Here is a 14727-nt window from a genome sequence, read left to right as displayed (position 1 = left end):
CGTTTTTTGACTAATTTATTGCTGCATCGGCCACTGTCACGGTGCCATTTGTTACGGTAAACACCCGTGGCGCACTGATAATTTCTTTTTTGACATTTTCAAGACTAGTTGTCGTTAAGAACGTCTGTACTTTGTTTTGGAACGTCTTCAATAAGTGTGTTTGGCGTAAATCATCAAGCTCGGATAACACATCGTCCAATAATAAGACGGGATATTCACCAGTTTGTTCTTTCATCAAGTCAATTTCCGCTAATTTAACACTTAACGCAGTTGTCCGCTGTTGGCCTTGGGAGCCAAATGACTGCACATCCTTACCATTAACCAAAAATAACACGTCGTCGCGGTGGGGACCAATCAATGTTGTGCCCTGTTCGACTTCTCGTGTTTGCTGCGCTTCATATAGCGCTTGAAACTGTTGGTATATCCCTTCGACATCCCGTGTCAGTTGGTCATCTGGCATTTGACTTTGATATTTAAACGTCAAAACTTCCCGCTCTTTAGTAATTTCTTGATGCAACTTCTGGGCCCATTTCTCCATTTGTTGCAAAAATGCACGTCGCGCAACCGTGACTTCCGCTCCATAAGCGGCTAACTGGTCGGACAACACGCCTAGGTAGACTAAGTCTTTAGCCTGGCGTCGCTGTAGCTGTTTCAAATACTGATTCCGCTGTTTCAAAATCGCTTTGTATTGCGAAATATTATACAAGTATTTCGCACTCATTTGACCGAATTCCATGTCGATAAAGCGTCGCCGGACAGCTGGCGAACCTTTCACGATATTTAAATCCTCCGGTGCAAACAAGACAACGTTTAATTGGCCAATATATTGGGATAACTTAGCCTGCTCTAAATGATTAAACTTCGCTTTTTTACCTTTTTGACTTATCACTAATTCCAATGGGATATGGTCAATTTGACGTTGGACCACGCCGGTAATCTTTGCATATTCACCATCCCATTGTATTAGTTCGCGATCATTATTTGTCCGGTGCGAACGGGCCAAAGCTAGCACATAAATGGCTTCTAGCAAGTTCGTTTTCCCCTGTGCATTTTCCCCAATCAAGACATTAATATCTGGTGAGAAATGGACATCCACTTGCTCGTAATTTCGATAATGATCAAGCTGGAGTTCGCTTAAATACATAGTCGTCTACAGTCTTTCTTGTTGTTTAATGACAAATTGGCCATTATCAGGGACCTCAACGACGTCTTCCGGATACAACTTCCGGCCACGACGATCGTCAGGTTCTCCGTTTACTAAAACCGTTGTTTCTTTTAAGAACCACTTTGCTTGCCCGCCTGTTTCAATCACACCGGCCTCTTTAAGGAGTTGCCCGAGTGTAACATATTCGGCTTCAAGTTTAATTTCTTGTGCCATACTCAACCCACCATTCTTAACGATATTAATTACTGCGCAAATACCGATCCGTTATACCTTATAATTATAGACTTTTTTTGCCTTAAAAACAAATAAACATAGCTAAAATGCTTTCTGAGCGTTTTTGATTACTTTAACCTTATCCTACTCACTTAATCCGAAAACGCTGTAAACGAATTTATTTTAATTTTAGCGCAAAAAAAACGCCCCATTTTTGGATGAGGCGTTTTTTGGTCGTTAGAATGTCCGAACTGGTGTGATTAATTGAATGTAATGTTCTTGATCTTCACTTGGCACTAATGTAAATGGGCGTAAAGCCGCCGTAAAGTTAATCATGACGGTTGTTTGCCCAAATGACCGGAGCGCATCCTTCATATAATCGGGGTTAAATGAAATTTCAAGATCCTCACCCGTTAAATTTTCGAATTGGAGTGCTTCTTCAACGTTCCCAACATCTGGTGAGTTCCCATAGATGATTGCCGTATTATCCGTCGTATTTAAGGTCAATCGAACAACATTGTTGCGACTTTCATGCGACAACAATGAGGCCCGTTCGATCGCAGCTAATAGAACTGGTGCATTGAATTCGATTTGCGTACTTGAAGAAGTCGGAATTAAACGCGCAGTATCAGGGTAATTGCCTTCTAATAAACGAGAATAGAAGGCTAAGTTACCAGCCTTGAAGAGCACTTGATTTTCAGCAATCCGAATTTCGACGGTTTCAACATCGTCTGCTAATGTTCTTGAAAGTTCAATTAAGCTCTTTCCAGGAATAATGACATCGTAGTTCACATCACTTGGCACCGAAACAGTTAGCTTCCGTTGTGCAAGACGATGACTATCTGTCGCCACGGCTAACATTTCGCCATCGTTTAAAACCAAATGAACCCCTGTTAAGATTGGCCGACTTTCTTGGTTAGAAACGGCAATGACGGTTTGGTGAATAACTTGTTTGAGCACGTCAGTACTGATACTAAACGGATTTTGCCCGGCAATTTCCGGTAGGTGTGGATAACTATTCGCATCTAAGCCATTAATCGTGAATTCTGATTTACCTGACCGAATCGTTGTTTGGAAGTTGTCACCAACAGTCACCGTCATCTGATCTTCAGGTAATTTTTTGACAATTTCACTAAAGAAGCGGGCTGGTAAAACAATTTCACCGGTTTGTTCCACGATCAATTGATTTTTTTCATCATTGCTAGCAAGGGTTGCTTCAATTGAAATATCCGCATCACTACCGGTTAAAGTAAGTCCTTCTTGGGAAAGAACCAGTTTTAACCCTGTCAAAATAGGAATCGTCGTTTTAGCTGAAATGGCTCGTTGCACATCATTAAGCGATTTAATGAATAGGGTGCGGTTAATTGAGAATTTCATAGATGTTAAACCTCCGAAAGAATATATATATATTATAAAAGAATTTTAAGTAATAGTAGTAGGGCCTGTGAAACTTGTGGATAACGGCGAAAAGCAAAAGAGTTAGTAGTTTTCCACTTGTGGATAAGTTGAGGACAACTCTCAGGATAACTTTTGGCTTTATCCACAGCCCCCATTTAGCCTTTTAAGGTATTCTTCAAATCTAAGATGGCATCTTTTAGATTTTGATCGCTTGTTAAAGCTTGGCTGATCCGTTCGTGTGCGTGCATAACCGTGGTGTGATCTTTGCCCCCAAATTCTTGGCCTATTTTGGGAAGCGAACTGTCGGTCATTTCGCGGGCCAAGTACATAGCAATTTGTCGTGGGAGCACAATTTCTTTAACGCGTTTGCGCCCCTTTAAATCAGTGACTGAAAGGCTGTAATACTTAGCGACTACGGATTGAATCTTAGCAATTGAGAGTTGACTCGATTTACCATTGAGGTTTAAACCCTTAAGGGCATCGGCGGCAAGACTAGTTGTAATTTCAGCATTTTGCATTGTTGCATAAGCTTGGACGCGCACCAGTGAACCTTCAAGTTCGCGGACGTTAGAATCAATTTGACCAGCGATGTAGCTTAAAGTATCTTCTGGAATTTCGAGGCGTTCTGTGTCGGCTTTATTTCGTAAAATGGCAATTCGGGTTTCCAAATCAGGGGGAGTAATGTCGACGGACAAGCCCCATTTAAAGCGTGAAACTAACCGCTCTTGGAGCTTAGGAATTTCATTAGGCAACCGATCAGATGTTAAGACGATTTGTTTTTTATCATTATAAAGATCATTGAAGGTATGGAAAAATTCTTCCTGCGTCCCTTCTTTATCAGCAAAAAATTGAATGTCATCGACCAATAATAAATCAACGTTACGGTATTCTTGACGAAATTTTTCCTGATTCTTAGTTTGAATCGAATTGATGAAATCATTGGCAAAAGCTTCACTTGTCACATATTTGACATTTGTATCAGGTTTAGCGAGTAATAGCTGGTGACCGATAGCTTGCATCAAATGGGTTTTACCTAAACCAACACCACCATATAGAAAGAGGGGATTATATAAAACGCCGGGCTCTTCTGAAACAACGAGTGCTGCCGCATGAGCCATCTGATTACCTTTCCCAGTGACAAACGTATCGAACGTGTATTTATTATTTAAATGCGTTTCGCGTAAAAAGGTTGGGGTTTCAGCTTTGGTCAGGCTACGTTCTTCAGCTGGTTTTTCAGCTTGAAGTTGCTCGGCTTCGGTTGGTAACAGAAAAATAGGGGTCAATTCAATTTCTGCGAATTCATAGGCCCCTTCAACGACCTTAGTGGCCAAATTACTTTCCCAGTACTCTTTGTGTAGAGGAGATGGCACTTCGATCAGTATTTCATTGGCTCTAAAAGCAAGCGGTTTGGCAGTTTTAATCCAAGCATTAAAACCGACGGGGGTTAAATCATTTTGGAATTCTTCCCGCAAATAGTTCCAAAGTTCCTGAAGATCAGGCATGTAGCGTGTCCTCCTTACGTAAAATAACCACTTTATTGAAAAAAGCTCAATAAAGAAAGACTATCTACATTCTAGCATTCTAAAAAAAAGTTTTCCACAACAAGAACAAAATCCACAAGAATCAATTTAAAAGTTATCCACTTGAACACACTGCCGGGGATAACTTTTAAAAGCAACTGTGGAAAACAAAAAAAAATGGCATTTTTGATACTTATCCACAAAAGTATGTGGGCATTCAATGCTCACTAATAAAAGATTTCAGCAACTTATACACACCTTAAAATCAACTTGTGGATAACATAATAACACCCTGTGATTTTCTGGATAAATCACCCAGTAATCTGTGCATGGCAAAATGCGCCTGGTTTGTGATAAATAGTTATCCACAAGAAAGTCGATGATTTATTTTTTTGTGGATAAGAATATTTATCCTGTTTTTTTATGGAAAGTGTTTTAACTTTTATTGAAATATGCTATTATATTTTAGTGAATGTCGTAGGTGGTATTTATCATCCGTTGTTTCTCAGATATGGGAACAATAGACATAGTCAATTAGGAGGTGCCAATATAATGACTACAAAGAGAACTTTCCAACCAAAGAAACGCCATAAAGAACGTGTTCATGGTTTCATGAAACGTATGAATACTAAGAACGGTCGCAAGGTACTTGCAAGACGCCGTGCTAAAGGCAGAAAAGTATTATCTGCATAGGCCACTGATGCTTCAGTGGTTTTTTTATTATCCTCAATTAATTAAATGAAATGCCGGAGTGAATTATGAGAAAGTCGTACCGCGTCAAAAAAGAACAGGAGTTTCAAACGGTTTTTGAAGCCGGTCATTCAGTTGCAAACCGTAATTTTGTGGTTTATCAATTGGAAAAACCGGGTCAAAAGCATTTTCGAGTGGGCCTGTCCGTAGGTAAAAAAGTGGGTAACGCAGTAATGCGTAATCGGGTTAAACGTTACATTCGCCAGAGCTTGTTGGAGTTGAAGCCAGAGTTACCACAGACTGTCGACTTTTTAGTGATCGCAAGACGTGGCGCTAATCAACTAACAATGGCGGAAACCAAACAGAATTTAGTGCATGTCTTAAAATTAGCAAAGCTATTAAAGGAAGAAGCAGATTCCGCTTCTAAATAAGTGAGGGATTACAGTGAGTTCAAAAAATCGCAAACGGCTATTATTAGTGGCCAGTCTGGTCTTATTCATGCTAATCGCAGCGGGATGTAGTACATCACCGGTTGACAGTAGCAGTACTGGCTTCTGGGATCATTATGTTATTTATAACTTTTCCCGCTTTATTTTATGGTTAGCAGACATCTTTGGTGGCAGTTATGGTTGGGCAATTGTGGCCTTCACCATCATCATTCGGGTGATTATCTTGCCATTAACTTGGTGGCAAAGCAAGAGCATGCTCAAACAACAAGAAGTTGCACCAGAAATTCAAGCGCTTCAAAAGAAATATGCTTCTAAAGATGCCGAGACACAACAAAAATTACGTGAAGAAACGCAAAAGCTATACGCAAAAGCGGGCGTTAATCCAGTTGTGGGCTGTTTACCACTAGTGGTCCAAATGCCAGTGTTGATTGCTTTGTACCAAGCTATCTATCGGACCGCTGCTTTAAAGAGTGGCACGTTCTTATGGATGCAACTTGGTAAAGCTGATCCTTACTTTATTATGGCTATCTTAGCAGCCGTCTTTACGTTTGGGACATCTTATTTAACAATGATGGCTCAACCAACGAAGAACGCTGCCTCATCGGCAATGTTATGGGTAATGCCCATCATGATTTTTGTGATGGCAATGAATATCGCGTCTGCCGTTTCAATTTACTGGGTGGTAACGAACGCCTTTTCAGTGGGTCAAACAATGGTTATTCAAAATCCATTCAAGATTCGTCGGGAACGTGAAGCCAAAGAAAAAGAGAAGCGTGCGCGTGAAAAAGCACTTGCTAAAGCACGTAAGAAAGCAATGAAAAAACGTTAGACAAAAGAGCCGGTGCCCAATATTGGGCACCGGCTTTTTTTGGTGGTTCAATATTGGGCGCGTTATCATAGTTGTTTATATTTCTGATTTAATAGTCAAAATATTTAATGGGTTTAGGTGAATTAATCGCGCTTGATATGAATTTTCGCTATAATAAGCGCAATCATTTAAAAGTGGAGGACAAACAGATGACCTATTCAGAACAATGGCATTTAGAACCAATTTTTGCAGGGGGGCTTGCTTCACCCGCGTTGGCGCAACGATTGGCGGATTTGACTGCGCAAATGGCCCCGTTATTAGCATCGGTCCAGCGTTGGACGTATGCTGACGATCAGCCCGAATTTACAATGCTGACCCAAATCACGACCCAATTACAAGCCATTGAAGCCGGGTTAAAACAAACGGGTAGTTTCGTAAATATGATTCAATCAACGGACGAACGTAACCCGCAAGTCGCACCGATGATGGGACGAATCAATGCGCTTGCTAACCAAGCCAACCAAATTGATGTTGCACTCACTAAAAAATTAGTCGCATTGACGGATGCTGACTTTAAAACCGTTTTAGCGACACCTGCATTCCAGGCGATTCAGTTCAATTTAAGTGAAAAACGAACGAACGGCGCTGAACTTTTAGATGAAACAACGGAAAGATTAATCAAGCAATTCGCATTGGATGGGCTAACCGGTTGGAGTGAACATTACGACGCATTGGTTGCTGAAATTCAGGTGCAAGATGGTGAGACGACTTTGTCGGCGGGGCAAGCACAGAATAAGTTTGAATCTGATCCAGATCCTAAGGTTCGCCAACGAGTATTTCAAAAGTGGTATCAGATGTGGGATCGCTATTCACCATTATTAACGGGCACTTTAAATCATTTGGCTGGTTTCCGCTTAACGGATTATCAAGCACACGGGACGACAGACTTTTTGAAAAAACCGTTAGCAGCAAGTCGCATGCAACCCGCAACCTTAGAAGCGATGTGGTCGGTCGTTAGTCAAAATAAAAAGCCGCTTGTTGATTTTTTAAACCGGAAGGCGGCGTTGATGGGAAAAGATCAGCTTGCTTGGTATGATACGTGGGCCCCAGTGGTTGTGGGGGATTTCCACCCACAAACCTACACGTATGATGAAGCTGCCGCTTTTATCATGCAGAATTTTAAAGCTTTCAGTCCCCAAATGGCTTCAGTGGCGCAAACTGCGTTTGAAAATCGTTGGATTGAAGCTGAAAATCGGCCAGGTAAACAACCTGGTGGTTATATGACCGATTTACCTGAAACTAATGATTTTCGGATTTTTATGACGTTTGATGGGACCCCAAACGGTGTCGCCACATTGGCACATGAATTAGGGCATGGGTTCCATACGATGATGATTAATGATTTGCCAAGTTGGCGACAAGATTACGCGATGAATGTTGCAGAAACAGCTTCAACCTTTGCGGAACTAATTGTCAGCGATGCGGCGGTTAAAGCGGCGCAAAGCCCAGCAGCTAAGATTAATTTATTGGATCAAAAAATCACGAATGCGATTGATATGTTTATGAATATTCATGCGCGCTTTTTATTTGAGGAACGTTTTTATACAGCGCGCCAAAACGGGTTGCAAACCACTGCTGATTTAAAGGCACTAATGCTAGCAGCACAAAAAGAAGCCTATGCGGAGGCGTTGAGTGATTATGATCCATTATTCTGGGCGGATAAACAGCATTTCTTTTTTGATGACGTACCGTTTTATAATTTCCCATATACGTTTGGTTATCTCTTTTCAATGGGGATTTACACCAAAGCCCAGACGATGCCCAATTTTGAAGCAGATTATATTGCACTGTTACGTGATACTGCCAATATGTCAACTGAAGCATTAGCACAAAAACATCTCGGTGTTGATTTAACGCAGCGTACTTTTTGGCAAGCAGCGGCAGATAGTATCGCAGCAGATGTGCAACAATTCTTAGTTTTAACAGCGGCTTACCTTGGATAATGCCATGCTATTTTTAAATTGGTATATCATGGTATAATAAACGGGAATCGGGCGCTCACACTAATTAGAGTGCCCAAATTGATTGGAGGTTTTGAAATGCCAACATATGAAGGTAGCGATATTCAAGCAGCGATAAATGAAGGGTTACAAGCCATGCACCTAACGCGGGAAGAAGTGAGTGTTGATGTATTAGAAGCCGGTAAAAAAGGGTTTCTCGGTTTTGGCCGGCGCCTAGCAGTTGTCCGGCTGACGCCCAATGAACAAAGTCAGCCTAAACAAAGCGTTCCCGCCCCAGTTTCCGCCCCAGTTGAACCAACCCCAATTGACCATTCAACCACTACGCCGCAAAAACAGAAAAGTGATGCGGAAACGGAAACAAAATTAAGCGCCTATTTGGAAGCTATCACGGCTCAAATTGGCACCCCGGTTAGCATTCATGTGACCCACGATCATCACAGTACGACTTATCATTTAAAAACTGATAAAGAAGGTCTATTGATTGGCAAGCACGGTAAGACAATCAACGCGCTTCAATACTTAGCACAGACCTATTTTGACCATCACATGAAGGGGAAACAAACGATTATCTTAGAAGTCGGTGATTACCGTCAACGAAGAGCCGCAATTATTAGTCGCCTTGCCGATAAAGCGGCTCGTGAAGTTGTTGCGACTGGTAAACCAGTCTTTTTAGAACCAATGCCAGCTTTTGAACGAAAAATTGTGCATGGTCATCTAGCTGCCAATCACCATGTTCAAACCCATTCTGAGGGCCAAGGCAATCGCCGGTCAATCGTAGTGGAGTTAGCGCGGCCATTTTAGGTGTTGTGAATTGACGCTCTAAAAAAATCGTGTATAATGAAATTAATTAAATATCGATAAAGTAGTGAAAGTGCTTTGTCCACCCCTTACGGAATGACGGGAGGAGTGGACGCTAAGCGCTTTTTTTATGCAACTATTTTGGAAAGGAAGCATTTAAAATGCCAACGACAGTCACAGAATTTGATACGATTACGGCGATCTCAACACCGCCTGGTGAGGGGGCGATTTCAATTGTGCGTCTTTCAGGGGATGAGAGTTTAGCCATTATTAAACGCATTTATCGTGGCAAAGATCTTGATCAAGTGGCAAGCCACACTATTAATTATGGCCACATTATTGATCCTAAAACCAATGCAGTTGTTGACGAAGTTATGGTTTCCGTGATGCGGGCTCCCAAAACGTTTACCCGCGAAGACGTGATTGAAATTAACTGTCATGGTGGCATCGTCGCAACAAATCGCATTTTACAATTATTGATGAGCTACGGTGCTCGAATGGCTGAACCTGGTGAATTCACGAAGCGGGCCTTTTTAAACGGGCGGATTGATTTAACGCAAGCCGAATCTGTGATGGACCTGATCCGCGCTAAAACTGATCGGGCGATGCAAGTCGCTGTAGACCAATTGGACGGGAGTTTAGCACACCTGATTAAGAACTTGCGTCAAGAAATCTTAGAAGTATTAGCGCAAGTCGAAGTCAATATTGATTATCCAGAATACGATACTGATGAGATGACAACGCGCGTTTTACTTGAAAAAGCTGAATTGGTTAAAGGGCGGATTGGTGAACTACTTCAAACAGCGCAACAAGGTAAGGTTTTACGCGAAGGATTGGCAACGGCAATTGTTGGCCGGCCTAATGTTGGTAAATCAAGCTTACTAAATCATCTGTTACATGAAGATAAGGCAATCGTGACAGATGTTGCCGGAACCACGCGTGATGTTTTGGAAGAATACGTTAACGTCCGTGGGGTACCATTGAAACTTGTTGATACAGCAGGGATTCATGATACCGAAGATAAGGTTGAAAAGATTGGGGTCGAAAGAAGTCGCGCAGCAATTACCAAGGCCGATCTGATTTTACTGGTCTTAAACCAAAGCGAGCCCTTGACAGTTGAAGATCGCGAGTTAATTACGGCGACAACTGATAAGAAACGAATTATTATTTTGAATAAAACCGACTTACCAAACCGGTTAGATTTAAATGAACTTAAGACACTAGTGAGCGCAGACGAAATTATTCAAACCTCAATTTTAACAAGTGAGGGGGTAACTGATCTGGAAGCCCAAATCGCCAAACGCTTCTTTGGTGGCATTGAAAATAGTCAAAGTACGGTAATGATTACCAACGCCCGCCAGATTGGTTTATTAAATCAAGCACAACAATCGTTAGATGAAGTCATCAGTGGCATCGCTGCTGGGATGCCAGTTGATCTAGTGCAAATCGATATGACTAATTGTTGGGACAAGCTTGGTGAAATTACTGGTGACTCAGCACCAGATGAATTAATTACGGAACTTTTCAGTCAATTCTGTTTAGGGAAATAGAACTAGAACCATATTAAAGGAGAACAAAACATGCGAGAATATGATGCAGCGCACTACGACGTAATTGTTGTTGGCGCCGGCCATGCAGGTTCTGAAGCGGCTTTGGCTGCTGCACGAATGGGCCGTGAAACATTACTATTAACGATTAACTTAGACATGGTGGCTTTCATGCCATGTAACCCATCATTGGGGGGGCCTGCTAAAGGGATTGTAGTCCGTGAAATTGATGCCTTGGGTGGACAAATGGGGCGCAACATTGATAAAACTTATATTCAAATGCGGATGCTAAATACGGGGAAAGGTCCAGCTGTCCGCGCGTTACGCGCCCAAGCCGATAAGCATGCTTACCACCGGGCGATGAAACGGACAATTGAAACAACGAAACATTTAACACTTCGTCAAGGGATTGCCGAATCCTTAATTGTTGAAGATGGTGTTTGCAAAGGGATTATCACTAATACAGGGGCCCGTTACAGTGCTGATAGTGTTATCTTAACGGCCGGGACAGCTTCTCGTGGAAAGATTATTATCGGGGAACTAACATATTCATCTGGTCCGAATAATTCAATTCCTTCTATTAAACTTTCAGAAAGTCTTGAAGATAATGGCTTTGTGTTGACCCGTTTTAAAACAGGGACACCGCCACGAGTGGACGGGACAACCATCGATTTTTCGAAGACGGAAGAACAACCCGGTGACAAGGAACCGAACCACTTTAGTTTCGAAACACCTGATAGTGCCTATCTTAAAGATCAGCTCTCTTGCTGGATGACGTATACGAATGATGCAACGCATCAAGTGATTCGCGACAACCTCGACCGCGCACCAATGTTTACCGGCGTGATTGAAGGAGTGGGGCCACGTTACTGCCCATCAATTGAAGATAAAATCGTCCGCTTTGCGGATAAGCCACGGCACCAAATTTTCTTGGAACCAGAAGGTCGTGAAACAGAAGAATATTATGTTGGTGATTTCTCAACGTCAATGCCGGAAGAAATCCAACACAAGATGATTCACTCCATCGAAGGCTTAGAAAATGCTCAAATGATGCGTCCAGGTTATGCAATCGAATATGATGTTGTTGAACCATGGCAATTAAAACCAACCCTTGAAACTAAAGTAGTCGAAAACCTTTATACAGCAGGTCAAATGAATGGGACCTCCGGTTATGAAGAAGCTGCTGGCCAAGGTTTGATGGCCGGCATCAATGCGGCCCTTAAACAAATGGGTCGTGAGCCATTCATTTTAGACCGTAGTGAAGCTTACATTGGTGTGTTAATCGATGACTTGGTTACTAAGGGAACTAATGAACCTTACCGACTATTAACATCACGTGCGGAACACCGCTTGATGCTTCGGCACGATAACGCTGATTTGCGCTTAACTGAAAAGGGGCATGAATTAGGCTTAATTAACGATGATCGCTTTAATAGTTATAAAGTGAAAAAGGCAGCGGTTGAAGCCGAATTAGCGCGTTTAGCAACCATTCGGTTGAAACCAACGCCAGAAATCCAAGCCTTTTTAGCTGCTAAAGGGGAAGCGCCACTTAAAGATGGTGTTTTAGCCAGTGATTTCTTGAAACGACCAGAAGTGAAGTATGCTGATTTAATTCAATTTATCCCAGCAGTCGAAGGAATCGACAACCGGGTTGTGGAACAAGTTGAAATTCAAATCAAATATGCTGGTTACATCGATAAAGAAAAAGCTAAAATTGCGAAGTTAAAACGGATGGAAGCTAAGAAAATTCCAGCCAATATTGATTATGATGCGATTGAAGGACTTGCCACAGAAGGTCGCCAAAAATTACAAAAAATTCAACCCGAAACACTCGCACAAGCCAGCCGAATTAGTGGTGTCAATCCGGCCGATATCGGGATTTTAAGTGTATACATTCAACAAGGCAAGATTGCCAAAGTCAAATAGGCCAGTTGATAACTAGTCATTAGATATGTTAGAGTTAAGCATATATTGTCAATGGTAGAAAGCCAGCCGTTTCACATGAAACGGTTGGCTTTTTAGAGTCATGGAAGAAAAGTGAGGGAATTAAGTGATAACTGTTAGTGAAATGAGCTTAACGCTTTCTGGGCGTAAGTTATATGAAGATGTTAATTTGAAGTTTACACCTGGAAATTGTTATGGCGTAATCGGTGCCAATGGTGCGGGTAAGTCAACTTTTCTAAAATTATTAGAAGGTAAGTTACAGCCATCATCAGGCCACATCTCAATGGGTCCTAATGAACGGATGTCGAGTTTGAATCAAGATCACTACGCCTTTGAAGAATTCGAAGTGTTAGAGACGGTGATCCAAGGTCACAAGAAGTTATATGAAGTAATGCAAGCTAAGGATGCCTTATACGCTAAAGCTGATTTCACTGAAGAAGATGGGATGAAGGCTGCTGATTTAGAAGCTGAGTTTGCAGAAATGAACGGTTGGGATGCTGAATCAGAAGCTGCTCAATTGCTCCAAGCCTTAGGCATCGATGAATCTTTACACCATGTGAAAATGAGTGAATTAATGGAAGGGCAAAAGATTAAGGTTTTACTTGGTCAAGCGCTCTTCGGGAAACCGGATATTCTATTATTGGACGAACCAACGAACGGTTTGGACAGTGCCTCAGTTGAATGGTTAGAAGATTTCTTAGCAGACTTCCCGAATATCGTAATTGTTGTTTCCCATGACCGTTATTTCTTAAACCAAGTCTGTACAATGATGTGTGATGTCGACTTTGGGCGCATCAAGCTGTTTGTTGGGAACTATGACTTCTGGTTAGAATCAAGTAAGTTAGCAGCTAAGTTACAATCAAACGTTAATGCCAAAAAAGAAGAACAAATCAAAGAATTGCAAGAATTTATCGCGCGTTTTAGTGCAAATGCTTCAAAATCAAAACAAGCGACCTCTCGTAAGAAACAATTAGAGAAGATTACATTAGAAGATATTCAACCTTCTTCCCGTCAATACCCATTCATTAAGTTCGATTTTGAACGCGAATTAGGAAATGACCTTTTACGGGTTGAAAATGTCTCAAAAACAATCGACGGTGTTAAAGTTTTAGATAACATTAGTTTTTCAGTGAAACCGGACGAAAAAGCAGCCATTGTGTCACGGAATGACGTTGCTACTGCTGTCTTAATGCAGATTTTAGCCGGTGAAGTACAACCTGACGAAGGAACGGTGACATGGGGTGTGACGAGTCAACGATCATATCTACCAAGAGATACGAACTCGGCTTTTAATGATGATCAACTCATCATCTTAGATTGGTTACGTCAATTTGCCGCTAAAGGTGAAGACGACAATACCTTTTTACGTGGTTTCTTAGGAAAGATGCTCTTTTCAGGGGATGAAGTGACAAAAGAGATTAATGTCCTTTCAGGTGGAGAAAAAGTCCGGTGTATCCTATCAAAGATTATGTTGCAAAAATCTAATACATTATTATTAGATGATCCAACTAACCATTTGGACTTGGAATCAATTACTTCATTGAATGATGCTTTGATTGATTTTAAGGGTGCGTTAGTTTTTACATCACATGATCATCAGTTTATTCAAACTATTGCGGATCATATCATTGAAGTATCAGCAAATGGCGTTGTCGAACGTGCTGAAACGAACTATGATGAATTTTTAGCACATCCAGAATTACAAAAACAAGTTAAAAATCTCTACGTTTAAATAGTAGAAAATTGAAGGGAAGGACGCTAGCATAGCTAGGGTCCTTTTTTGTTATAAGATAATGGTTATTTGTTTACAGAAAATCCTTGCATCGCGGGCTGTAAGTTGGTATACTAATAAAGTTGTCAAAAGCGATCTGATTAGTGATAAACGGTATCGTCGATTAAATAAAAAGTTTTGAGAAACGCTTGTTATTTAATTAGAGATGTGATAACATATTATATGTTGCTTACGAAGTCATAACTTCTAAGTGATTGTTAATAAAAAAGATGTTGACGGCTATCAAGTTTTGTGATAAACTTAAAAAGCTGTTTTAACACAGTAGACCTTTGAAAACTGAACAAAGTTTCGACAAACCAAATGTGTAGGGTCGCCCTTCGGGGCACAAAACATATTTGCGAAGTCAATTTCGCTAGCAAATAAATTAAGTAACAAAACAAGA

The 14727-nt window shown here is 41.3% G+C and carries 12 protein-coding genes; 8 read left to right on the top strand and 4 right to left on the bottom strand.

Features of this window, described 5'->3' with window-relative positions; translation table 11 throughout:
- Nucleotides 1–10: 10 nt before the first annotated feature.
- From recF to dnaA, 4 genes are all read right to left on the bottom strand, one after another.
- On the bottom strand, nt 11–1144 hold the full coding sequence (gene recF, locus J7Q78_RS08220) for a DNA replication/repair protein RecF (protein ID WP_208422962.1): 1134 nt from the start codon (nt 1142–1144) through the stop codon (nt 11–13).
- A gap of 6 nt (nt 1145–1150) precedes the next feature.
- On the bottom strand, nt 1151–1378 hold the full coding sequence (gene yaaA / locus J7Q78_RS08215) for a S4 domain-containing protein YaaA (RefSeq protein ID WP_154242947.1): 228 nt from the start codon (nt 1376–1378) through the stop codon (nt 1151–1153).
- Nucleotides 1379–1615: 237 nt separating this feature from the next.
- Complete coding sequence (gene dnaN / locus J7Q78_RS08210) at nt 1616–2755, bottom strand: DNA polymerase III subunit beta (protein WP_154242948.1); 1140 nt, start codon at nt 2753–2755, stop codon at nt 1616–1618.
- 176 nt (nt 2756–2931) lie between these two features.
- Entirely contained in the window at nt 2932–4278 is a 1347-nt protein-coding gene (gene dnaA, locus J7Q78_RS08205) for a chromosomal replication initiator protein DnaA (protein ID WP_208422961.1), read from the bottom strand.
- A gap of 570 nt (nt 4279–4848) precedes the next feature.
- Here dnaA and rpmH point away from each other — a divergent pair.
- The 8 genes from rpmH to J7Q78_RS08165 all read left to right on the top strand — a co-directional run bounded on the left by rpmH (nt 4849) and on the right by J7Q78_RS08165 (nt 14285).
- A complete protein-coding gene (rpmH, locus tag J7Q78_RS08200) occupies nt 4849–4989 on the top strand; it encodes a 50S ribosomal protein L34 (RefSeq protein WP_004265830.1) in 141 nt (46 codons plus the stop codon).
- Nucleotides 4990–5054: 65 nt separating this feature from the next.
- Nucleotides 5055–5417, top strand: a complete 363-nt coding sequence (gene rnpA / locus J7Q78_RS08195; protein WP_154242950.1) for a ribonuclease P protein component — start codon at nt 5055–5057, stop codon at nt 5415–5417.
- Between the two features lie 67 nt (nt 5418–5484).
- Complete coding sequence (gene yidC, locus J7Q78_RS08190; RefSeq protein ID WP_173011612.1) at nt 5485–6264, top strand: membrane protein insertase YidC; 780 nt, start codon at nt 5485–5487, stop codon at nt 6262–6264.
- Nucleotides 6265–6452: 188 nt separating this feature from the next.
- Nucleotides 6453–8246: a M3 family oligoendopeptidase gene (locus tag J7Q78_RS08185; protein WP_208422960.1), complete on the top strand. Its 1794-nt coding sequence runs from the start codon at nt 6453–6455 to the stop codon at nt 8244–8246.
- 96 nt (nt 8247–8342) lie between these two features.
- Nucleotides 8343–9065, top strand: coding sequence for an RNA-binding cell elongation regulator Jag/EloR (gene jag / locus J7Q78_RS08180; protein WP_208422959.1), 723 nt, complete (start codon nt 8343–8345; stop codon nt 9063–9065).
- A gap of 158 nt (nt 9066–9223) precedes the next feature.
- Nucleotides 9224–10612 (top strand): tRNA uridine-5-carboxymethylaminomethyl(34) synthesis GTPase MnmE, encoded by a 1389-nt coding sequence (mnmE, locus tag J7Q78_RS08175; protein WP_208422958.1) that lies wholly within the window; start codon nt 9224–9226, stop codon nt 10610–10612.
- A gap of 30 nt (nt 10613–10642) precedes the next feature.
- The gene (gene mnmG / locus J7Q78_RS08170) at nt 10643–12535 is read left to right on the top strand and encodes a tRNA uridine-5-carboxymethylaminomethyl(34) synthesis enzyme MnmG (protein ID WP_208422957.1); all 1893 of its coding nucleotides are present in this window, start codon (nt 10643–10645) and stop codon (nt 12533–12535) included.
- A 124-nt stretch (nt 12536–12659) separates the two neighbouring features.
- On the top strand, nt 12660–14285 hold the full coding sequence (locus tag J7Q78_RS08165; protein ID WP_154242956.1) for an ABC-F family ATP-binding cassette domain-containing protein: 1626 nt from the start codon (nt 12660–12662) through the stop codon (nt 14283–14285).
- Nucleotides 14286–14727 lie beyond the last annotated feature (442 nt).

This window comes from Latilactobacillus fragifolii, assembly GCF_905332535.1.
Classification (GTDB): Bacteria; Bacillota; Bacilli; order Lactobacillales; family Lactobacillaceae; genus Latilactobacillus; species Latilactobacillus fragifolii.
This window is presented reverse-complemented; position numbering and strand designations above follow the sequence as displayed.